General features: G+C 67.9%; 20 protein-coding genes. 7 read left to right on the forward strand and 13 right to left on the reverse strand.

Annotated features, from left to right (window positions below; translation table 11 throughout):
* Positions 1-34 precede the first annotated feature (34 nt).
* Positions 35-1,681, forward strand: coding sequence for a rhodanese-like domain-containing protein (locus tag ACSFB7_RS16205; RefSeq protein ID WP_435471788.1), 1,647 nt, complete (start codon positions 35-37; stop codon positions 1,679-1,681).
* Here ACSFB7_RS16205 and minE read toward each other — a convergent pair.
* From minE to ACSFB7_RS16225, 4 genes are all read right to left on the reverse strand, one after another.
* A complete protein-coding gene (minE, locus tag ACSFB7_RS16210; protein ID WP_435471790.1) occupies positions 1,665-1,943 on the reverse strand; it encodes a cell division topological specificity factor MinE in 279 nt (92 codons plus the stop codon). The two genes, ACSFB7_RS16205 and minE, sit on opposite strands and share 17 nt — an antisense overlap.
* Positions 1,944-1,945: 2 nt before the next feature.
* Positions 1,946-2,761, reverse strand: coding sequence for a septum site-determining protein MinD (gene minD / locus ACSFB7_RS16215; RefSeq protein WP_435471792.1), 816 nt, complete (start codon positions 2,759-2,761; stop codon positions 1,946-1,948).
* A gap of 72 nt (positions 2,762-2,833) precedes the next feature.
* Positions 2,834-3,613 (reverse strand): septum site-determining protein MinC, encoded by a 780-nt coding sequence (gene minC / locus ACSFB7_RS16220; protein WP_435471794.1) that lies wholly within the window; start codon positions 3,611-3,613, stop codon positions 2,834-2,836.
* A gap of 121 nt (positions 3,614-3,734) precedes the next feature.
* Positions 3,735-5,021 (reverse strand): solute carrier family 23 protein, encoded by a 1,287-nt coding sequence (locus ACSFB7_RS16225; RefSeq protein ID WP_435471796.1) that lies wholly within the window; start codon positions 5,019-5,021, stop codon positions 3,735-3,737.
* Positions 5,022-5,286: 265 nt separating this feature from the next.
* Between ACSFB7_RS16225 and ACSFB7_RS16230 the strand changes: the two genes are divergently transcribed.
* A complete protein-coding gene (locus ACSFB7_RS16230) occupies positions 5,287-5,787 on the forward strand; it encodes a glycoside hydrolase family protein (RefSeq protein ID WP_435471798.1) in 501 nt (166 codons plus the stop codon).
* A 23-nt stretch (positions 5,788-5,810) separates the two neighbouring features.
* Positions 5,811-6,257, forward strand: coding sequence for a lysozyme inhibitor LprI family protein (locus ACSFB7_RS16235; RefSeq protein WP_435471800.1), 447 nt, complete (start codon positions 5,811-5,813; stop codon positions 6,255-6,257).
* 15 nt (positions 6,258-6,272) lie between these two features.
* Here the strand turns inward: ACSFB7_RS16235 and ACSFB7_RS16240 are convergent, their stop codons facing one another.
* Positions 6,273-6,695, reverse strand: a complete 423-nt coding sequence (locus ACSFB7_RS16240; RefSeq protein WP_093242088.1) for a hotdog fold thioesterase — start codon at positions 6,693-6,695, stop codon at positions 6,273-6,275.
* Between the two features lie 85 nt (positions 6,696-6,780).
* On the opposite strand from ACSFB7_RS16240, the gene ACSFB7_RS16245 reads away from it, so the two are divergent.
* Positions 6,781-8,115 carry an AsmA family protein gene (locus ACSFB7_RS16245; RefSeq protein WP_435471803.1) on the forward strand — a complete coding sequence of 445 codons (1,335 nt, stop codon included), beginning with the start codon at positions 6,781-6,783 and terminating at the stop codon, positions 8,113-8,115.
* A 298-nt stretch (positions 8,116-8,413) separates the two neighbouring features.
* Here ACSFB7_RS16245 and ACSFB7_RS16250 read toward each other — a convergent pair whose 3' ends face one another.
* From ACSFB7_RS16250 to ACSFB7_RS16260, 3 genes are all read right to left on the reverse strand, one after another.
* Positions 8,414-9,799: a tripartite tricarboxylate transporter permease gene (locus ACSFB7_RS16250; RefSeq protein WP_435471890.1), complete on the reverse strand. Its 1,386-nt coding sequence runs from the start codon at positions 9,797-9,799 to the stop codon at positions 8,414-8,416.
* The gene (locus ACSFB7_RS16255) at positions 9,799-10,251 is read right to left on the reverse strand and encodes a hypothetical protein (protein ID WP_435471805.1); all 453 of its coding nucleotides are present in this window, start codon (positions 10,249-10,251) and stop codon (positions 9,799-9,801) included. The genes ACSFB7_RS16250 and ACSFB7_RS16255 overlap by 1 nt, the downstream gene beginning before the upstream one ends.
* A gap of 83 nt (positions 10,252-10,334) precedes the next feature.
* A complete protein-coding gene (locus ACSFB7_RS16260; protein ID WP_435471807.1) occupies positions 10,335-11,621 on the reverse strand; it encodes a hydroxymethylglutaryl-CoA reductase, degradative in 1,287 nt (428 codons plus the stop codon).
* A gap of 137 nt (positions 11,622-11,758) precedes the next feature.
* Between ACSFB7_RS16260 and ACSFB7_RS16265 the strand changes: the two genes are divergently transcribed.
* Positions 11,759-13,147 carry an aminotransferase-like domain-containing protein gene (locus ACSFB7_RS16265; RefSeq protein ID WP_435471809.1) on the forward strand — a complete coding sequence of 463 codons (1,389 nt, stop codon included), beginning with the start codon at positions 11,759-11,761 and terminating at the stop codon, positions 13,145-13,147.
* Positions 13,148-13,159: 12 nt separating this feature from the next.
* Here the strand turns inward: ACSFB7_RS16265 and ACSFB7_RS16270 are convergent, their stop codons facing one another.
* Positions 13,160-14,716, reverse strand: coding sequence for a class I adenylate-forming enzyme family protein (locus ACSFB7_RS16270; protein WP_435471811.1), 1,557 nt, complete (start codon positions 14,714-14,716; stop codon positions 13,160-13,162).
* Between the two features lie 39 nt (positions 14,717-14,755).
* The gene (locus ACSFB7_RS16275) at positions 14,756-15,538 is read right to left on the reverse strand and encodes a crotonase/enoyl-CoA hydratase family protein (protein ID WP_435471813.1); all 783 of its coding nucleotides are present in this window, start codon (positions 15,536-15,538) and stop codon (positions 14,756-14,758) included.
* Between the two features lie 78 nt (positions 15,539-15,616).
* On the opposite strand from ACSFB7_RS16275, the gene ACSFB7_RS16280 reads away from it, so the two are divergent.
* On the forward strand, positions 15,617-16,423 hold the full coding sequence (locus ACSFB7_RS16280; RefSeq protein ID WP_435471815.1) for a PaaX family transcriptional regulator: 807 nt from the start codon (positions 15,617-15,619) through the stop codon (positions 16,421-16,423).
* A gap of 15 nt (positions 16,424-16,438) precedes the next feature.
* Here ACSFB7_RS16280 and ACSFB7_RS16285 read toward each other — a convergent pair whose 3' ends face one another.
* From ACSFB7_RS16285 to ACSFB7_RS16295, 3 genes are read right to left on the reverse strand one after another with little or no spacing between them, the layout of a single operon-like run.
* Complete coding sequence (locus ACSFB7_RS16285; RefSeq protein WP_435471817.1) at positions 16,439-17,686, reverse strand: metal-dependent hydrolase family protein; 1,248 nt, start codon at positions 17,684-17,686, stop codon at positions 16,439-16,441.
* Positions 17,683-18,195: a GAF domain-containing protein gene (locus tag ACSFB7_RS16290; RefSeq protein WP_435471819.1), complete on the reverse strand. Its 513-nt coding sequence runs from the start codon at positions 18,193-18,195 to the stop codon at positions 17,683-17,685. The genes ACSFB7_RS16285 and ACSFB7_RS16290 overlap by 4 nt, the downstream gene beginning before the upstream one ends.
* Before the next feature lie 12 nt (positions 18,196-18,207).
* On the reverse strand, positions 18,208-19,575 hold the full coding sequence (locus ACSFB7_RS16295; protein WP_435471821.1) for an MFS transporter: 1,368 nt from the start codon (positions 19,573-19,575) through the stop codon (positions 18,208-18,210).
* A 119-nt stretch (positions 19,576-19,694) separates the two neighbouring features.
* Between ACSFB7_RS16295 and ACSFB7_RS16300 the strand changes: the two genes are divergently transcribed.
* Entirely contained in the window at positions 19,695-20,612 is a 918-nt protein-coding gene (locus ACSFB7_RS16300) for a LysR family transcriptional regulator (RefSeq protein ID WP_435471823.1), read from the forward strand.
* Positions 20,613-20,621: the final 9 nt, after the last annotated feature.

Consider the following 20,621-nt stretch of genomic DNA (forward strand, 5'->3'; position numbering starts at 1 on the left):
AAACACAGCACCCCCAACGTAGTAAAAAACCGAAATGAGCTGGACCGAAAAGAAGGCCATACCCCCCGCCGAACTGCAGACCTTGCTGCTGGCAGAACCCCCAGCAGAGCTGGCCTTGCTCGACGTGCGCGAAACCCGCTGGTTCGTGCAGCGCCACCCGAATCTCGCGCGCAACGCACCGTTCAGCGGCCTCGAACTGCAGATCGGCGCGTTGGTGCCGCGCCGCTCCACACCCGTCGTGCTCTACGACGACTACAACACGCCCGATGGCGCAGCACAGGCCGCGGCAGCCTTGCTCGCGCGCATCGGCTACACCGACGTGCGCACACTCGACGGCGGCCTGCAACGCTGGGTGACCGAGGGCCTGCCCGCCATCGACGGCTACGGCACGCTGGTCAAGGCCTTCGGGGACCGCGCCCGCCTGCACTACGGCACGCCGGCCCTGTCCACGGAGGCGCTGCGGACACGCCAGCGCGACGGCCTGCCGACCACGCTGATCGACGCACGGCCGCGCGCTGAATTCGAGTTCCTGTCGCTGCCCGGCGCGCGCAACCACGCCGGGACCGAACTGGCACTGCGCCACTTCGCGCCACGCGAGACTGCCCATGTGTGGGCCATCAACTGCTTCAGCCGCACGCGCGGCATCATCGGCGCGACCACGCTGCGGCTGCTTGGCCATGCGCCCGAAGCGGTGTTCGTCGAGGACGGCGTCATGGCCTGGGGCCTGCAAGGCGCGCCGACCGTCCAGAACGCCGCGCCCGACGACGAGCTTCCGCCCGAGTCGCCCCAGGTGCTGCGCCGCATCGCCGACGACCTCATCGAACGCTTCGCCCTGTCGGTGGCCGATGCCGGACAGCTTGCCCGCTGGCGTGCCGACGACACGCGCACGCTCTACATCTTCGACGTGCGACCCACCGCCGACCCGGCCCTCGCGGGCACGGCCGTGCAGCAGGTGCCCGGCGGCCAGTTGCTGATGCATTTCGAGAACCTCATCGGCACGCGCGGCGCGCGCATCGTGCTGCTCGACGACCCGGCCCATCGGCTGCGCGCGGCCGTCACCAGCTTCTGGCTCACGCAGCTCAATCAGGCCGAGGTGCACATCTACGACGGCGATGCCTTCCTGCCGGAACAGGCCCCGCCCGCAACACCGATTACCGTGAAAGAGGCGCCCCAAGGACTCGACCACGCAGGCCTTGCCCAACTGCGCAGGAACGGCGCCGTCACGGTGATCGACGTCGGCCCCAGCCTGGATTACGAACGCGGCCATCTGCCCGGCGCGCTCTACATGCTCCCGGCTTCGCTCGCGCCCCTGGCCGGACATGCCGCGCCCGGCCGCACGCTGGTCTTCACCTCGCCGGACGGCGCAACAGCAGCCCGCGTGGCGCGCGATGCGCACCGGCGCTGGCCGGGTTCGGGGGCGGTGTTCACCTGGCTCCAGGGCGGAACGCAGGGCTGGAAGGCCTCAGGGCGGCCGCTGACGACCGCTTTCGTGCCGGCCCAGCTCCTGACCCCGTTCGATGACGACTGGGGCTCGGTGATGCGGGTGTTCGGTCCGCGCCGCGACGCGGCCTGGGCCGATTACCTGGCGTGGGAGCGCGCGCTGTCCGAGCGGGTCCTGCAAGACCCGTCGGTGCGCTTTCGCTTCTTCCCCTGGTCGCCGCTTCTCAGCGCGCCGGCGTAGGGGCAGGGTCGGGCAGCTCGATCTTGATGTCGAGCACTTCGAGGTTGTCCTGGGTTTCCAGGTGCACCTTGATGTCGTTCGCGTTGATCGACACGTACTTGGAAATCACCGCCACCAGCTCGCGCTGGAGTTCTGGCAGATAGTCGGGGCGCCTTTTGCCGCTGAGGCTGGAGCGCTCGTGCGCGAGGATGATCTGCAGGCGCTCTTTCGCGACGCTTGCAGTCTTCTTCTTCTCGCCGAGCAGGAACGAGAGAAACGACATGCCTACTTGCCTCCGAAAATTCTCTTGAAGAAGCCCGGCTTCTCGGCGTCGACAAAGCGCATTGGCTTGTCTTCACCCAGAAAGCGCGCAACCACGTCGCTGTAGGCCTGCGCCACGTCGGTGTCCTTGTCGTGGATCGCGGGCACGCCCTGGTTGGAGGCATGCAGCACGCTTTCCGACTCGGGAATCACGCCGATCAGCTTGATGCGCAGGATGTCCTGGATGTCTTCCAGCGAAAGCATCTGCCCGCCAGCGACCCGGTTCGGGTTGTAGCGGGTGATCAGCAGGTGCTCCTTGATCGGGTCGCCGCCGTCCTTGGCGCGCTTTGTCTTGCTGCTGAGCATGCCCAGGATGCGGTCCGAGTCACGCACCGAAGAGACTTCGGGGTTGGTCACCACCAGCGCCTCGTCGGCGAAGTACATCGCCATCATGGCGCCGGTCTCGATGCCGGCGGGCGAGTCGCAGACGATGTATTCGAAGTCCATCGCGGCCAGGTCGGCCAGGATCTTCTCGACGCCTTCCTGCGTCAGGGCTTCCTTGTCGCGCGTCTGCGAGGCGGCCAGCACGAACAGGTTGTCGCACTGCTTGTCCTTGATGAGCGCCTGGCTCAGGTTGGCTTCGCCCTGGATGACGTTGATCAGGTCGTACACCACGCGGCGTTCGCAGCCCATGATCAGGTCGAGGTTGCGCAGGCCCACGTCGAAGTCGATCACGGCCGTCTTCTTGCCCGCGAGCGCCAGGCCCGATGCAAAGCTGGCGCTCGTGGTCGTCTTGCCGACGCCGCCCTTGCCCGAAGTCACCACCACAATTTTGGCCATGGCCATTCCTTCTTGTTTCGATTCAGTTGTTGGTTGTCAGGGTCGCCGCGTTCCGTGAGCCGGTGATCCGGGTCAGGGAATCGCGTCGATCGCGATTTTCTTGCCGTCCAGCCGCACTTGGGCGGACTTGCCCAGCACCGTGTCGGGCAGCGGCACCTCGTTGGTCCGGTAGATCCCGGCGATGGCCACCAGCTGCGCTTCCATGCAGGTCGAGAAGATCCGCGCCTCGGTGTTGCCGCGCGCGCCGGCAATCGCCTTGCCGCGCAGCGGTGCGTACACATGCACGTTGCCGTCGGCAATGACCTCGGCGCCGAAGCTCACCACCGCCGTCACCACCACGTCGCCGCCACGGGCGTAGACCTGCTGGCCCGAGCGCAGCGGCTTGTCGATCAGCAGCGTGCCGTTGGCCGGCACCGGCACTTCGCGCACGATCTGCGGGGCTTCCGACACGGTCGGGGCCTCGGCGGGCGGGGCAGGGGGGCGGGGCGCGGGCGCCGAGGGCATGGCCGCCAGCGACAGGCCGGCGGCGCGGGCCGCGGCGTTCTGGGCGGCGTTGCCGCCGCGCACCGCAATCGGCTGGGTCTGGTGGCGCGCCAGCAGGCTGCGCAGGGCGGCGAAGTCGATTTCGGCGCTGGTGGCGCCGTCGTCTCCTTCTTCTGGCGCCTGCAGCAGCGAGAGGTCGATCACCACCGGCTCCTGCTCGAAGAAGTCGGGCGAGTCGGCCAGCTGGGCGTCGAGTGCCTCGGCCAGCACGTCCAGGTCGGACGTCTTGAGGATCACTGCAATCAGCGGCAGCGTGGCGCTCTTGAATTCGAAAACCGCCTTGGTGCGCGCGGCGGAGACATCGGCCATTGGAAAACGTCGGTGCGAAAAGCGTTGGAGTCTAACGGGCGCGGGCTTCCGGCCGGTGACCGGCCGCTCTTTGAAGCCCTTGGCACAACACTTCTTGCACCACGTTTCACTTTCCCGGGGGTCAGGCGTTGCGCGATCTGCCCAGCAGCGCGTAGAGGATGATCGCCCCGAAAGTGGCGGTTCCGATGCCGCCCAGCGCGAAGTCGCCGAACTTCAGCGTGAAGTCGCCCGTGCCGATGATCAGCGTGATCGCGGCCACGATCAGGTTCTTGTTCTGCGAGAAGTCGACCTTGTTGTCGACCCAGATCTTGGCGCCGGCAATGGCGATCAGGCCGAACACCACGATGCTCACGCCGCCCATCACCGGCAGCGGAATCGCCTGGATCAGCGCGCCGAACTTGGGGCTGAAGCCCAGCACGAGCGCAATGATGGCCGCCACCACGAACACCGCGGTGGAGTAGATGCGCGTGGCCGCCATCACGCCGATGTTCTCGGCATAGGTCGTCACGCCCGTTCCGCCAGCCGCGCCGCTCACCACCGTGGCGATGCCGTCGCCGATGAAGGCGCGGCCCATGTACGCATCGAGGTTGCGGCCCGTCATGGCCGTCACCGCCTTCAGGTGGCCCAGGTTTTCCGCCACCAGGATGATCGCCACCGGCGCGATCAGCAGCATCGCGTTGGCCGTGAACACCGGCGTGGTGAAGGTCGGCAGGCCGAACCAGGCCGCGTTGGCGATGCCGCTCAGGTCGACCGGCTTGCCCCAGCCCAGGCCGTTGGTCAGCACCGCGTAGACCACCGTGGCCAGGATCAGTCCGGCCAGGATCAGCAGGCGCTGCAGCATGCCGCGCGCGAACACCGCCACCAGGCCCACGCACAGGAAGGTCACCGCCTGCATCCACGACTCGAAATTGCTGGCCGCCATGTTCTTGATCGGCACGCTCGCCAGGTTGAGCCCGATCACCGCCACCACCGCGCCCGTGACCACCGGCGGCATGAAGCGCTCGATCCACCCTGTGCCGATGGCCTGCACCAGCGCGCCGATCAGGATGTAGACCACCCCGCAGGCGATGATCCCGCCGAGTGCCACCGCGATGTTGGCGTTGGGGCCCTTGCCCGCATAGCCGCTGGCCGCGATCACCACGCCGATGAAGGCGAAGCTCGAACCCAGGTAGCTGGGCACCTTGCCGCCGGTCACGAAATAGAAGATCAGCGTGCCGATGCCGCTCATCAGGATCGCGATGTTGGGGCTGAAGCCCATCAGGATCGGCGCCAGCACCGTGGCGCCGAACATCGCGATGACGTGCTGCACGCCCATCGCGCCGGTCTGCAGCCAGGGCAGCCGCTCGTCCGGCGCAATGACCGCGCCGTTGGCCAGCGCGGACGCCGGTCTTTCAGTCCAGTTGAACATTCTTCTTGCTCCTCTTGAGGGGGTGTCGGTTGGTGGTTGTCGTCGTCGAATCGCCTGCGCTTGTCCCAGCGCGCCCTGGCTCTCCCGGGGCGTGATTGTGGTCGAAGCGTCTCGTGCTGAACATCAGGGAGCACAGCAGGGGCCGGCGTACGCGCGAGAAGAATGTGAACCGGCAATTTGCGGCCCGACCGTGACGGATTGGGTATGACGGCCTGGCGCATGCCTCTAGTCTCGCGGCGTCACAACATCAACAACGGGAGGAAAAATGGCCAACGAGACCATGAGGATGAGTGCCGCGGGCATGTCTGAACTTCGCCGCCGGGAGCGCGTCGTTCTGCGGTACTACAACGACGTGGCAAACAACTGCACCTTCGGTGCCGGCACGCTGGCTCACCTTGGCGGATGCACCGCCGAAGAACTGGGACGCACCGTCACGGTCGCTCAAGTGGATGTTTCACTGGCCTCCAGGGTCGCCTCGGCCGAAGAGACGGTGCGGCGACGCGTGACCCGTCATCCGCTCACGCAGGAGCAGTTCGACGCATTGGTGAGTTTTACTTTCAACGCGGGCCCGACCGGTGCGCGCAGAACCCTCGACGCCGCGGATCGCGGCAGCAACGCGGATGTGGCGACGAACATGACAAATCACGTTTTCATTCATCCCAGAGATGCCAGTGGTCGCAGAGGACGGGCGGTCAGGTCTTCCGGCCTCGTGAACCGGCGCCGTGAAGAGGTGATGCCGTTTCAACCGGTCGCGCCTTCCCGGTGAACACAGGACGTATTGCGGCGTGCTTGTGGTTCGCCGCCATGAGCTTTTGCGCTTCGGCGCTCGCGCAGCCTTCCGAAAAGCCCGTCGAGACGCCTTCCGCTCAAGAAGTCCTGTCCGCACTGTCCCGGCGCAGCCAGCTTCCCGAGGAGGAACTGCGCCGCCTGACCGCAGATTGCGCGGCCGACCAGCAGAGCATGTACTTCTGCGCCTACCGCGATGTCGTGGCGGCTGAACTGAAGCTCGATCGCGTGATGGCGGACAAGGCGCGCGAACGCCCCGGGTGCAAGGGCGCGATCGACGCCAAGGTCGAACGCTGGAAGGTCGCTCGCGACCGGACTTGCGCGAAGAGCGCGGCACGGGAATGGGGTGGCGGCTCCATGGAGCCCACGGCGCGGAACATCTGCCTTGCCGAGAGCACCGGCCGCATGGTCAGGCAGGTGCAGCGCCTGAACAGTTGCCCACGCCCGTAAAAAGAGAAGGTGCGTTCAGCGCGGCTGCAGCACCGCCATCGTGATCCGCGACACGCAGGTCAGCTCGCCCGCCTCGTTTGTCAGGTCGATCTGCCAGACCTGCGTGGTGCGCCCCCGGTGCACCGGCCGGGCGGTGCCGATGACCCAGCCGCTGGTGACCGAGCGGATGTGGTTGGCGTTGATGTCCAGGCCCACGGCGCGGTCGCCTTCGGGGGCCGAGTAGTGGGCGCCGCAGGAGCCCAGCGTTTCGGCCAGCACCACCGACACACCGCCGTGCAGGATGCCGTAGGGCTGGCGGGTGCGTTCGTCGACCGGCACGCGGGCGCGGATGAAGTCGTCGCCCACCTCCAGGAACTCCATGCCCAGCGTGGCGACGGCGGTGCCGACGTGGTTGCGGGTCAGTTCTTCGACGGTGATTTCTTTTTTCCAGATACGCATTCGGTTCTTTCCGGTACAGGGTGTCGGGAAACTATAGCGACGGCGGCTGACATTGGCAGTCGCCTTTGCGTGTTAACTTGGATCGATGAAGCGCCCCCTCCGTCATTGGCTCATCGGCATCGCCGCCGTGCTGCTGCTGGGGGTTGGCGTGCTGGTGCTGGTCGTGCGCGCGAAGCTGCCCACCGACGCCGAAGTGGCCACGCAGATTTCCGCCGCGTTTGAAAAGCGCTTCGGCACGGCGCTGAAGATCGGCGGCGCCCGCTGGTCGCTGCTGCCGGTGCCCGCGCTGGTGCTGACCGACATCGCCACCGACCAGCCCCGCCCGATCACCTTGCGCCGGCTCAGCCTGCAACTGAAGCTGGCGCCGCTGCTGCACCGCGTCATTGCCGTCGACGACGTCGAGATCGACAGCCTGGTGTTGCCGCGCGCCTCGGTGCAAGCCTTCCGCGGCAAGGGCCCCAAGCCGGCTGAGGGCGGCGATGCCGTCGCGCTGCCCGCGCCCTGGACGCTGGCGCCCGTTCCCGTGGAGCGGGTGCGCTGGCGCGACGTGGTCTGGATCGACCGGCGCGACATCGCACTGGCCTACGACGGTGAAGTCACCTTCGACCCCGGATGGCGCCCGCGCCAGGCCCGCATCGAGCGCGCCGGCGTATCGACCCCGACGCGCCTGCGGCTGGACCGCGAAGCCGGGCAGGACCGCTGGCGCACCCGCATCGACGCAGGCGGCGGCACCGGCAATGGCGTCACGCGCTTCGAGACGCTGGCCAACGGCAAGCTGCGCGTGTCGGCCGAACTCGAACCCCGGCAGGTCGACATCGAAAGCCTGCTGCAGGCCTTCGACCGCCGCAGTTCGCTGGCCGGCAAGGTCTCGGGCCGTTCCACGCTGGTGGCCGAGGCCGACGACGTGGCCGCGCTGGTGCGCAGCCTGCACACCCGCACCACCTTCTCGGTCCAGCCCGCCACGCTCACCAAGCTGGACATTGCCAAGGCCGTGACCACTGCCGGCATCAGCCGAGGCGGCCGCACGGCGCTGGACGAACTCACCGGCACGCTCGACACCCAGGGCACCGCCGACGGCGTGGTGATGCAGTACAGCAACCTCAAGGCGCGCTCGGGCGTGCTCACCGCAAGCGGCAACCTGCGCCTGTTCAACCGCAAGCTGGACGGTGAGGTGGCGGTCGATCTCGTCGATGGCGTGGTCGGCGTGCCGCTCAAGATCGGCGGCACGGTGAGTGACCCCGAGCTGTCGCTGACCGGCGCGGCACTCACAGGCGCGGCCATCGGCAGCGCGGTGCTGCCGGGCGTGGGCACCGCCATCGGCGCGCGCGTGGGGCAGCAGGTGGAAAAGCTGTTCGGCGGTGGCAAGCCTGAGAAGCCGGTGCCCGGGAAGCAGCGCACGCCGCCAGCCTCCGCGCGCTGAACGCCGATAGGTTCAGGGCGAGTGCGAATGACACCAGGTGCTCCCCTCCGCGAATGTCCCCCGCTTCGCTCCTCCTTTATTTCGCTGCGGGGAGCACCTGGTGCCATTCGCACAGGGACACGCTGCTGGTGTGCAGCCGATCAACGACTGCTCTGAGCGCTCACGTCGATACGGGGCTCTTTTTCGCGAAATAAAGGAGGAGCGAAGCGGGGGACATTCGCGAAAAAGAGCCCCGTGTCGGCGGGAGTGCCGCCCTGAACAGCAGCACTCCCAAGCGGCAGGCTCAGCAAAAGTACGACTACGAAAAAGCCTTGATCACCGCAGGCACAGTCAGCACCGCCGTGTAGTAGCCCATGAACTGCACGCCCGTGTTGAACCCGATGGCACGCGACAGCAGCCCGCCTAGCAGCCCCATCGTCAGGATCACCAGCAGGCCGAGCAACTGCCCTTCCCACACGCTGATCACCACGATCAGGCCAACGAAGGTCGCGATGATCGCTTCGTGGCTCACCTTGCGCGAGACGAACAGCGCAGCACGGCGCGCGAAGTTCATCGTGAACGGATAGGCCACCAACGCAGCAAGCACCACCGCCAGCATGCCGTAGCCCAGGAACTCCCAGTGGTTCAGCAGGTTGTGCAGGTTGTGGGTCTGGCCCGTGGCCGAGTCGATGGTGAATACCGGCGGCGCATTGAACAGCGGCGCCGCCGGCCCGGCGGCCACCGGGCTCAACGGCAGGCCGATGGCGATCAGCGGAATCAGCGCCTCGGCGATGTAGGTCGCCTCGGTCACACCGTTGCGCGCGGCCAGCGTGGTGGTGAGCCGGTGGTATGCGTGCTTGATGCGCGAGCCGACCAACTCGCCCAGCACCACCGTCATCGCGACCGGGCTGAACACGAAGGTGGCGCTGGAGATCGTGGCGGTCGCAACGGTCCACTTCACCTGCGTGCGGTCGAGCACCTTGAACGGATTCGGGAAGTAGCCCGTCCAGCCCTTCACGTCGGGCGCGAGCGAGAAGGTGCGGACCTTGTCGCGCTTCATGCGCGCACGCGCGGCGGGCGAGATCACCGAGAACAAATCAGCCACCAGCGGCCCGATGGCAATGCCCAGGAAGTAGCTGATGCTGAGCTTCACGCCGTACTTGCCGGTGAGCGCCTGCAGCGCGACGATGACCATCACGAACGGCACCAGCGTGGCCACCGAGGCCCAGCGCCCGCTCGAAAAATAGGCGATGGCCACGGCAGCCACCACGAAGATCCACGGCGCCGCCTTGGTGATGGCCGCGCCATACGGCGCCAGCAGCACCGCGAACAGCACGGCCAGCGGCACCGCGAGAAACGCCGCGATGATCGCGCCCGACACCATCTTGCGCAGCGCGATGTGCGGCACGCCCAGGTTGCGCAGCACGTTCGCGTCCTGCAGCAGCGGCGTGGCCATGGTGTCGCCCGGAATGCCGAGCAGCGCGGTGGGCACCGCATGCGTCATGTGCTTGGCCACGGCCGCCGCCAGGAAGAAGGTGAACACGCCTTCGGGCGGCACGCCGAGCAGCACCACCAGCAGCGTGAGCGGCGCGAGCGTGGTGGTTTCGTCGGTGCCCGAGACGAGGCCGATGGCCGCGAACACGACGGCACCCACGAGGCCCATGCCGGTGGCGACGAGGATCTGGTTGAGGAGGGCGGCTTCGATCACGATGCGGCTCCTTCAGTACTGCGAGCCTGGGGCTTGTACGACGCGAACAGGTCGTAGATTTCCAGTTCCTTCATCTCGCGCACCACCGACGGCGGCAGGTCGTCCACCGAGCCCAGGTCGCCGTGCTCGCCGGCCAGTTCGGCCAGCACTTCTTCGCGCCAGCGCGGATCGGGGTCCGTGCCTTCGACCACCTCGCGCTTCGGCGCGAAGAGCTTCGCGCAGATCAGGCCCGACACCACGCAGCCGCCGAGACCGGCGAGCATGGCGTAGGCACGCGCCAGCTCGGGCGTGCTCACCACGCTGGCAAGCACGCGGCTCGCCACGAGGTAGCCGGTGAGGCTCACCGCGACACCGATGACGATCGACCACGCGAGGTGGCCCAGGTCGGCGGTGTCGCCCCATATCTCCACCAGCCGCCAACGGGCGGGCGTTGCACTGTCTGCATTCATTTGTCGTTGTCTCCGTCTGTGGTTGTGTGACGGCCACCCTGCGTGGCCGCCGCGGTTTCGGCCGCGGTCCGTTGTGCGCCTGCCTACTTCTTGCGCAGTGCTTCGAGCAGTGCCACGGCGCGGTCGGTGCGCACGTCGTGCTCTGCCGCCATCTGCTTGGCGACGCTGTCGATCTCGTCGCCCGTGGCACCCGCGACCAGTGCGATGTTGCGGGCATGCAGCGCCATGTGGCCGCGCTGGATGCCTTCGGTGGCGAGCGCGCGCAGGGCGCCGAGGTTCTGCGCGAGGCCCACGGCCACCGCGACTTCGCCAAGCTCCTGCGCCGACTTCACGTCGAGGATCTTCAAGGCGAGCCGCGCGAGCGGATGCGTCTTCGTCGCACCGCCGACCAGCCCCACCGGCATCGGCATCTCGATGGTGCCGACCAGCGCGCCGCTCGTGTCTTTCTCCCACGTGGTCAGCGAGGTGTAGCGCCCGCTGCGGCAGGCGTAGGCATGCGCGCCGGCTTCCACCGCGCGCCAGTCGTTGCCGGTCGCGACGATCACCGGATCGACGCCGTTCATGATGCCCTTGTTATGCGTCGCCGCGCGGTAGGGGTCGATGGCGGCGAAGGTGTACGCATCGATCACGCCTTCGACCACTTCTTCGCCGCTGCGCTCGCGCGTGGCCAGCACGGACGGTGCAAGCCGCACGCGCGCGCGCGCCAGCCGCAGGTCGGCCAGGTTCGACAAAATGCGCAGGCGCACCGTGCCGCCCGTGAGCTTCTCGACCAGCGGCGACACCGCCTCGGCCATGGTGTTGACGGTGTTCGCGCCCATCGCGTCGCGCACGTCGACGACGAGGTGCATCACCACCATCGCGCCGCGCGGCGTGTCGCCGAACACATGCACCTCGATGTCGCGGCAACCACCGCCCAGGCCGATCAGCACCTTGTCGCGGCTGTTCGCCACGGCCAGGATCTCGTCGCGCGCACGCAGCAAGGCGAGCCGCGCGCCGTACGGATCGGTGATGCCGATCACCTGCACCTGCGCGCGCATCAGCGGCCCGGTGCTCGATGCCTCGAAGCCGCCGCCCTCGCGCGCCAGCTTGGCCATGAACGATGCAGCGGCCACCACCGAAGGTTCTTCCACCGCCATCGGCACGAGGTAGTCGCGCCCGTTGACGGTGAAGTTGCCGGCCACGCCCAGCGGCAGCTCGAAGGTGCCGATCACGTTCTCGACCATGCCGTTGGCGCGGTCCACGCTCAATGCGCCGGGCTGGGCGAGCAGCGCCACCTCGTCGTCGGTGAGCGATGCAGCCTGCGCGATGTGGGCGAAGCGCTGCGCGGGCGTGAGTGCGCGGAAGTTGGGAATGCGGGAATCGGCGACCATCGTTGCTTGTCTCTTCGGAAGATGAATTCGGGAGCAGGCAATTTAGGTCGGCTGTACCGCCGGCGGAAGGCACAGTTTGGCGGGACAGTGCGGACAGTGGTGCGCGAGGGCAGGGCGCTGTGTCACAGTCCCGGCCCATGACCACCATCGCCGATTCGCTCGCCGACACCCTCGCGCGCCAGATCGCCAGCGGCGCCTACAAGGCCGGCGACAAGCTGCCTTCGCTGCGCGAACTCGCGCAACTGCACCACTACGCCAAGAACACCGTCGTCGCCGCCTTCGAGCTGCTGGTGTCGCGCGGGCTGGTGGAGCCGCGCCGTGGTTCGGGCTACTTCGTGCTGCCGCAGAAGCAGGCCGCCAGGCCGGCGGAAGAAGACGCCGGCAGCCTCGGCCGCGCCATGGACATCGTGTGGCTCATGCGTGAACAACTGAAGACGCAGCCCGACGCCATCGCCGTGGGCGACGGCTTTCCGCCGGTCGAATGGCTGGCCGACGTGCGGCTGGACAAGTACCACCCGAAGGTGGTGCGCACCGGGCTCGGCGCGTTGTTCCGCTATGGCAGCCGCTTCGGCTATGCGCCGCTGCGCGACCACCTCGTGCGCAAGCTCGCCGACTTCGGCATCGGCGCCGAGCCGCGGCAGATCGTGCTGACGCACGGCGCCAACGAGGCCATGGACATCGTCATCCGCTACTTCGTGCCGCCCGGCGGCAAGGTGCTGGTGGACGACCCCGGCTACTACCCGTTGTTCGGCAAGCTCAAGCTCGCGGGCGCGCAGATGCTGGCCGTGCCCCGCCTGGCCGATGGCCCCGACCTCGACGTGCTGGAGCAGTTGCTGATTGCCGAGCGGCCGCGCCTCTTTTTCACGCAGTCGCTGGCGCACAACCCCACGGGCTCCGACATCTCGCCGGCCAAGGCGTTTCGCGTGTTGCAGCTCGCGCAGAAGTACGACCTGCTGATCGTCGAGAACGACCCGCTGGCCGATTTCAAGCCCACGGCCTTGCCGCGGCTCTCGGCGCTGGACCAGCTGGAGCGCACCATCTACATCGGCAGCTTCTCGAAGTCGTTCTCGGCCGCGCTGCGCGTGGGCTTCATCGCCTGCGGGGCCGACCTGGCGAGCGACCTTGCGGACCTGAAGGCGCTGATCCACGTGAGCAGCTCGGAGTACAGCGAGCGCACGGTCGACGTGATCCTCAGCGAAGGGCACTACCAGCGGCACCTGAACCGCCTGCAGAACCGGCTCGGTGAAGCCACGCGCAACGCGCTCAAGCTGTTCGACACGGTGGATGCCGAGGTCTTTGCGCGCAGCCCGCAGTCGCTCTACATCTGGGCCGCGCTGCCGGGGGTGGACGACTCGCTGGCCTTCGCCCGCGAGCTGCTGCCGCGCAAGATCGTGATGGCGCCGGGGCGCATCTTCAGCGTCGACTCGACACAGGTGTCGCGCTGGTCGCGCTTCAACGTGGGCGCCATGGCCGACCCACGTTTCGCGAAGGCGCTGCGCACTGCACTTAGGCGGCGCGGGGCTTGATCAGGCCAGTCGTCAGTCGCGCAGGCTCTCGCGCAACTGCCTGCGGTTGAGCTTGCCCACGGCCGTCTTCGGAATCTCCTGCGCGAACAGCACGCGCTGCGGCTTCTTGTAAGACGCGAGCTGGTCCGCCACATGCGCGATCAACTCGGCCTCGTTCACTTGCTGCCCGGCGCGCAGCACCACGACGGCGGTGACGATCTCGACCCACTTCTCGTGCGGCAGCCCGATCACCGCGCATTCGCGCACTGCCCCGTGCGTCATCAATGCGTTCTCGACCTCGCGCGGATAGACGTTGTAGCCGCCGCTGATGATCATGTCCGAGGTGCGGTCCTTCAGGTGCAGGAAGCCGCGTTCGTCGAACACGCCCACGTCGCGCGTGCGCACCCAGCCGCCTTCGACAAAGGTCTCGGCATTGAGCGCGGCCGCGTTGTAGTAGCCCGCCACGGCAGAGGGCGCGCGCACAGCGATCTCGCCCGGCGTGCCCGGCGGCACGTCGTTGCCCGCTTCGTCGATCAGCCGCATCTCGATGTCGAGCGCCGGCTGGCCGCAGGTGTCGAGCAGGTCGTCGGTGTGGTCTTCGGGCCGCAGCACCGCCAGGCACAGCGGCACCTCGGTCTGGCCGTAGTACTGCCAGAAGCGGTGCCGACCCCAGGCCGCCATCGCGCGCTGGATCACCGCGCGCGGCATCGGCGAGGCGCCGTAGATCACGTAGCGCAGGGCCGACACATCGGTGTCGCCGATGTCGGGAAGCTCGAACAGCATCTGCAGCATCGTCGGCACCAGGTTGATGGCGGTGATGCGCTGGGCCTGCAGCGTGCGCAGGAACAGGCCAGGCTCGAAGCCCGGCAGGATGACCGTGCGCCCGCCGCGCAGCCAGAAGGGCAGTACGAACACGCCGCTGGCATGGATCAGCGAGGCCGCGTGCAGCATCGCGTCGTCGGGCGTGGCGGGCAGCAGGTTCAGCAGCACGTTGCGGCAGATCGCGGCGTAAGAAGCCTGCGTGTGCTGCGCCGCTTTCAACGTGCCGGTGGTGCCCGAGGTGAACAGCGTCAGCACCACGTCGTCGTGCGAAGGCGTGAAGGCGGGCGCATCAGCAGGGCATGACGCGGCCTGTGCGAGCAGATCGGCGGCGCCGGCAAGGGCCGCGCCCATCCCCATGCACACCAGCGTGGGCACGGCCTCGCGCAAGGCGGCTGCGCGCTCGGCAAGGTCGGGGCCGAACACCAGGTGCGTGCTGCCGGTTTCCGCGAGCATGCGCGCGTGTTCCGCCAGCGACAGCCGCGAGTTCAGCGGCACGCGGTTGATGCCGGCCTTCACGCAGGCGAAGTCCAGCGGCACGCTGTGCAGGCCGTTGTTCAGCAGCAGCGCCACGCGCGTGTGCGGCACCGCGCCGGCCGCGTGCAGTGCGTGCGCAAGCTGGCTGCTCAGGCGGTCGACTTCGGTGAAGGTCAGCGTCTTGTCGCCGAACACGATGGCCGTGCGCGGGCCGTGCTGCAGTGCGCCGCGGCGGATCAGGTCGAGGTAGGTGGGGCCACGTGCAGGCAGGGTGGCGGATGGTGTGGAAGGCACGGTGTTTCTCCTGTCGTTTCTATGGATGGCGTGCGCGGCTCAGCGCTTGAACTCGCCATGACGCCCGGCCCCGCCGGCGAAGCGCGCGGCACCCGCTTCGCCCTCGGCAAAGACGATCGGCACGCCCTGTGCGCCTTCGCGGCGCAGGGCCTCGGCCAGCGGCAGGTCCCATTGCCCGTAGGCGGACTGGCGGTCGGTCAGCATGCATTGCTGCGGGAAGGCGGCGATCTGGCGCGCCAGTTCCTGCGCGGCCGCGAGCGCACCGCCGGGCGGCGTGACGCGGTTGACCAGTCCCATCGCCAGCGCTTCTGCGGCACCGACCGGCCGGCCCGTGAGGATCATGTCGAGCGCGCGCCCCATGCCCACGATGCGCGGCAGGCGCACCGTGCCGCCGTCGATCAGCGGCACGCCCCAGCGGCGGCAGAACACGCCGAGCACGGCGTCGTCGTCGGCCACGCGCATGTCGGCCAGCAATGCGAGTTCGAGCCCGCCCGCCACCGCATAGCCGTTCACTGCCGCAATCAGTGGCTTCGACAGCGCCATGCGCGTCGGCCCCATCGGCCCGCTGCCGCCGCCTTCGCGGTCGAGTTCGTTGCGGCGCGCGGGGTCGCCCACGGCGGTGAGGTCGGCGCCCGCGCAGAAGTTGCCGCCCGCGCCGGTCAGCACCGCCACGCGCAAGGCGTCATCGGCCTCGAAGCGCTCGAAGGCTTCGCGCAGCCCGGCGGCCACGGTGCCGTCGACCGCATTGCGCTTGTCGGGCCGGTTCAGCGTGATGGTGCAGACCGTGCCGTCCACGTCGTAGTTCACATAGGGGGAGACCATGAGGAGGTCCTTTCGGGGCAAAATTACACGTTCAATCGTTCATGGCCATCGTAGGAAATATTTCACAATTACGCAAACATGGACAAAATATGTAATGTTCCGGTCGATGTCCCGAGCGCGTCGGACCTGATCCTCGACCTCCTGGTGGCCCACGGCGACACGCTGACTTCGCAAGCCCTGTGCCGGGCCGGGGCGCTCATGGGCATCGGCGAGACCACGCTTCGCGTGGGGCTGACGCGCCTGGCAAGCGACGGCAAGATCGGGCGCGGCGAGCGCGGCAGCTACCGCCTCAATCGCGCGGGGCCGGCCTTGTCGCGCGCGGTCGACGACTGGCAGCACAAACAGGCGCAGGCCATCGCATGGCAGGGCGACTGGCTCGCCGTGCACGACGCCAGCGTGCCGCGCACCGAAAAGACGGCCTGGCGCCACCACAGCCTGGCGCTCACCTTGCGCGGCTTTGCCCCGCTGCGCGAGCGCCTGCACATCCGGCCCGACAACCTCGCGGGCGGGCTCGCGGCCGAACGCACGCAGCTCGAAGCGCTGGGCCTGTCGCCGCAGGCGCTGGTGTTCCGGCTGGCCGACCTGGACGATGCGGCGCAGGCCGCCTCACGCAAGCTGTGGAACGTGCGCACGCTGGCGGCCGACTACAAGCGACTGCAGACGGGGCTCGAGCGCAGCGAGAAGCGGCTGCGCACCCAGCCGCTGGAAGTGGCCGTGCGAGAGTCGCTGTTGCTGGGGCGCGCCGTCATCGCGCACCTGATCCGCGATCCGCTGCTGCCGGCCGAACTCATGTCCCCCGAGCCACGCGCCGCGCTGCTGGTGGCGACGCGGCGCTACCAGGCCAAGGCGCTGCAGTTGTGGCGCGAGTGGCTGCCGCAGCCCTGAGCGCGCCGAAGCGCCTCACCCCAGTTCGTCGAACTGGACCACGCCTTCCTTCATGACCAGCGGGATGCGCTCGCCCTGGCCCAGCAGGCAGGCGACATCGCGCAGCGGATTGCCGTCGACCACCAGGATGTCGGCCAGCGCGCCGGGCACGAGCCGGCCGAGGCGATCGGACATGCCCAGTACCTCGGCGCCGACCGTGGTGGCGCTGGCGATGGCCTCGGCGGGCGATAGCACTTCGGCGCGCAGGCGGAACTCGTCGCTCTGCAGTCGCTGCGATTCGCCCAGCAGGTCGGAGCCGAAGCCCATCTTCACGCCGGCCGCCTTGTAGATCTGCAGCGAGCGCAGGCCGGCCTCGCGCACATCGGCCACCTTGGCCACGCTTTCCTTGGGCAGGCCGTAGCTTTCGCCTTCGTTGGCCAGCGCGTCGTAGGTGACCAGCGTCGGCACCGCGTAGGCGCCCAGTTGCGCCATCAGCGCCGCCGTGGGTTCGTCCACGAGGTTGCCGTGCTCGATGGTGCGCACGCCGCAGCGCACGGCCCGTGCGATGGCGGCTGCTGTGTAGGCGTGTGCCATCACATAGGTGCCGCGCGCCTCGGCCTCCGCCACGATGGCGCGGATTTCATCCTCGCTGTAGCCGAAGGCGCCCACCGGGTCGGTGGGCGACGCCACGCCGCCGGAGGCCATGATCTTGATCTGGTCCGCGCCCATCTGCAGCTCTTCGCGCACGGCCCTGCGCACCGCATCGACACCGTCGACCACGCGCGCCAGCGCACCGACCCGCACGCAGGTCGAGCAGGTCGCGCCCGCATCGAGAAAGTCGGAGCGGGCCCGCATGTCGCCGTGGCCACCGGTCTGGCTCAGCGCGCGCCCCGAGACGAACAACCGTGGCCCCTGCGCGAGCCCGGCGTCGATCGCCTGCTTGAACGCGAACCCCGCGCCGCCCGCGTCGCGCACCGTGGTGAACCCGCGCCGCAGCATGCCGCGCATCATGGGCACGCTGCGCAGCGTGATGAGCACATTGGGCATGTGCACCTGCCGCGAGAGGTTCAGCTCCACCGCGATCACGTGCACGTGCAGGTCGATCAGGCCCGGCATCACCGTCTTGCCCTTCACGTCGATGACCCGCGCCGTCTTGCTGTGAAGCGGCTTGTCGGAGACCTCGCGCACCACGCCCTGTTCGACCAGGATGTCGTGCCCCTCCAGCAGCTCGTTGCGCAGCGGGTCGAGCAGGTTGGCGTTCCTGAAAAGTACGGTGTTCGTCATGTCGTGGACTCCTGAGCTTGTTGCGCCATCACGGCCGGCACCGCCAGTTGCGCGAACACGCGCGCAAGCTCGACGTGCCCGGTGCCGTACCAGTTTTCTTCATGCAGCATGTTCAGCGTGCCCAGCGTCTGGCCCTGCCAGCGCAGCGGAATGTTCAGCACGCTGCGGCAACCCAGCGACACGATGAGTTCGTGGTCGTAGAACACGTCGCGCAGGTCGTCGGCATTGCGGCCGATGTAGGGCAGGCCTTGTTGCATCACTTGCTGCATCCACGGCGAATCGGTGATGGGCTTGCGCCCGCCCACCGGATAGGCCTCGCGCATGTTGGTGTAGACGCGCTCTGACTCGCGCGCCGCGCGGTGATGAACCAGGATGGTGAACAGCCGGTGGCCGATCGTTGCCGCCACCGCTGCGTTGATCGCATCGAAGGTGGCTTGCGGCTGCTGCGTGTCGGCGTGGGCCTGTGCCACGGCGAGCAGCGATTCGGTAATGGAAGAGGTGGGCAACATGGATGACAGGTTTCAGGAAAGTTCGGTGGCGGCGATGTCTTCGAGCGAACGCCCCCGCGTCTGGATGCCCATGAAGGTGACGGCCGCCGCGCCCAGCAGCAGCACCGCCGTCGTCATGCCGAACACGCCCGCGAAGCCCAGCGACGGATAGACGAAGCCGACCAGAATGGGCGCGGTGATGCCGCCGATGCGCCCGATGGCCGACGCCAGGCCGGAGCCGGTCGCGCGCACCTGCGTCGGAAACACCTCGGGCGTGTAGGCGTAGACACCCGCGTACGTGCCGTTCATGAAGAAGGACAGCAGCACGCCGGCCAGCATGATCTGGTTGTCGCTGTGCGTGAAGGCCAGCCCCAGCGCCGAGAGGCCGCCCAACAGCATGTAGCTCACGATGGTGGCCTGCCGGCCGATGCGTTCGTTGAACCATGCGGCCGAGAAGTAGCCGGGAATCTGCGCGATGTAGATCACCAGCGAATAGCCGAAGCTCTTGGTGATCGTCATGCCGTTCTGGATCAGCAGGCTCGGGATCCAGGTGAAGAACGAGTAGTAGCTGAAGGTGATCGACAGCCACATCAGCCACGTCATGCTGCTGATGCGGATGAGCTTGCTGGAGACCAGCGTGGCGTAGTTCTTCAGCAGGCTGCCCCGGCTGTTGCTGGGCGGCGGCGCGGCGATGTCCTCGGCGTTGAGCACGGGCAGCGTGTGGCCGCGCCGCACGTGGTCGGCCTCCATCGCATCCATGATCGCCGTGGCCTCGGCCTGCCGACCCTGGCTTTCGAGCCAGCGCGGCGACTCCGGCAAAGCACGGCGCCACCACAGCAGCAGCACCACGGGCGTGGCCGTGATGAAGATGACGATGCGCCAGCCCTCGGCAAACGCCGGCACGATGAAGTAGCCCAGCAAGGCGGCAGCGACGAAGCCGAACGAGAAGAAGCCGGCCAGCGCCCCGGTGAAGGTGCCCCGGTAGCGGCGCGCCACGAACTCCGACAGGTAGGGCGCGATGATCGCGCTCTCGGCGCCGGCGCCAAAGCCGGCCACGATGCGCAACGCCAGGAAGAGTGTCCACTCGTTGACCATGCCGCTGAAGAGCGAGGCCACGCAGTAGATCGCCAGCGCCGACATCATCACCTTGCGCCGCCCGATCAGGTCGCCGAAGGAGCCGGCCGCCAGTGCGCCGAAGAAAAAGCCGATGAAGTTCGCGCTGGCCAGCACACCGATCTGCACGCTGCTCAGCCCCCATTCGGTGCGCAGCACCGGCAGCACGAAGGCGATCACCGCCGCGTCCATCGCATCGAAGGTGTAGCCAAGTCCTCCCATCAGCAGCAGCCGGCGATGAAAGCCGGAGAAGGGCAGGCGCTCGATGCGGGCCGACAGCATGGTCATGGGGATTCCTTCGACGACAGGCTACGAAAAAAGAGGTAACTGAACGACGCGCCAGATCGTAGGATCGACCGGATATAACGACAAATTTATACGGGTGATTGTGTTTATAGAGGCCGTGAATGACCTACCGCACCGCTGACCTCAACCTGCTGAAGGTGTTCGAGGCCCTCATGACCGAGGGCAACGTCACCCGCGCAGCCCGCAAGCTGTCTTTGACCCAGCCCACGGTCAGCAATGCGCTGCGGCGTTTGCGCGAGACCTTCGACGACCCGCTGTTCGTGCGCAGCGGCGCGGGCGTCAACCCGACGCGGCGGGCCATCGACCTGTGGGAGCCGCTCTCGCAGTCGCTGCATGCGATTCGCAACACGCTGGATGTCGAGAGCTTCGACGCCCTGCGCAGCACCGCCAGCCTGAGCATCGCCATGTCCGACTACGTCTCGAGCATCGTGGTGCCCCGCCTGGCCAGCAAGCTGAGCAAGGCGGCGCCGTCGATGCAGATCCACGCCATTCCCAACACGCTGGTGGACTTCGGCAAGGTGCTGGCAGACAACAAGGCCGACTTTGCGATCAGCGTCTACAACGAGGAAGTGCAGCGGCCGGCGTTCCTCAAGTCGAGGGCGCTGTGGTCACCCGACTTCGTCTGCCTCATGCGCACCGGGCATCCGCTGGCGCGCCTGCAGAAGATTCCGCTGAAGAAATTCCTGGCCGCGCGCCATGTCGACGTGAGCCTGGTCGGCAAGACCACGCCGACCTACGACCTCTTCCTGCACAGCCGCGGACTGCAGCGCAACCTGGTCGCGACCGTGAACCACTACAGCGCGGCTTACGAAGTGGTGCGCCGCTCCGACCTGATCGCGGTGCTGCCATGGACCGAGCGCTTCGAGCCACCTCGGCTGACCGGCCTGCGCAAGATGCCCGTTCCGCTCGAAGCGCCGCCGCGCATCATCGAGCTGTTCTGGCACCAGCGGCACGAGACCTCCGCGCTGCACCTGTGGCTTAAGAACACCTTGCTGACCCTGTTCGAACAGCCGTCCTGAGGCGGCAAG

Source organism: Variovorax raffinosi (assembly GCF_051216615.1).
Taxonomy (GTDB): domain Bacteria; phylum Pseudomonadota; class Gammaproteobacteria; order Burkholderiales; family Burkholderiaceae_C; genus Variovorax.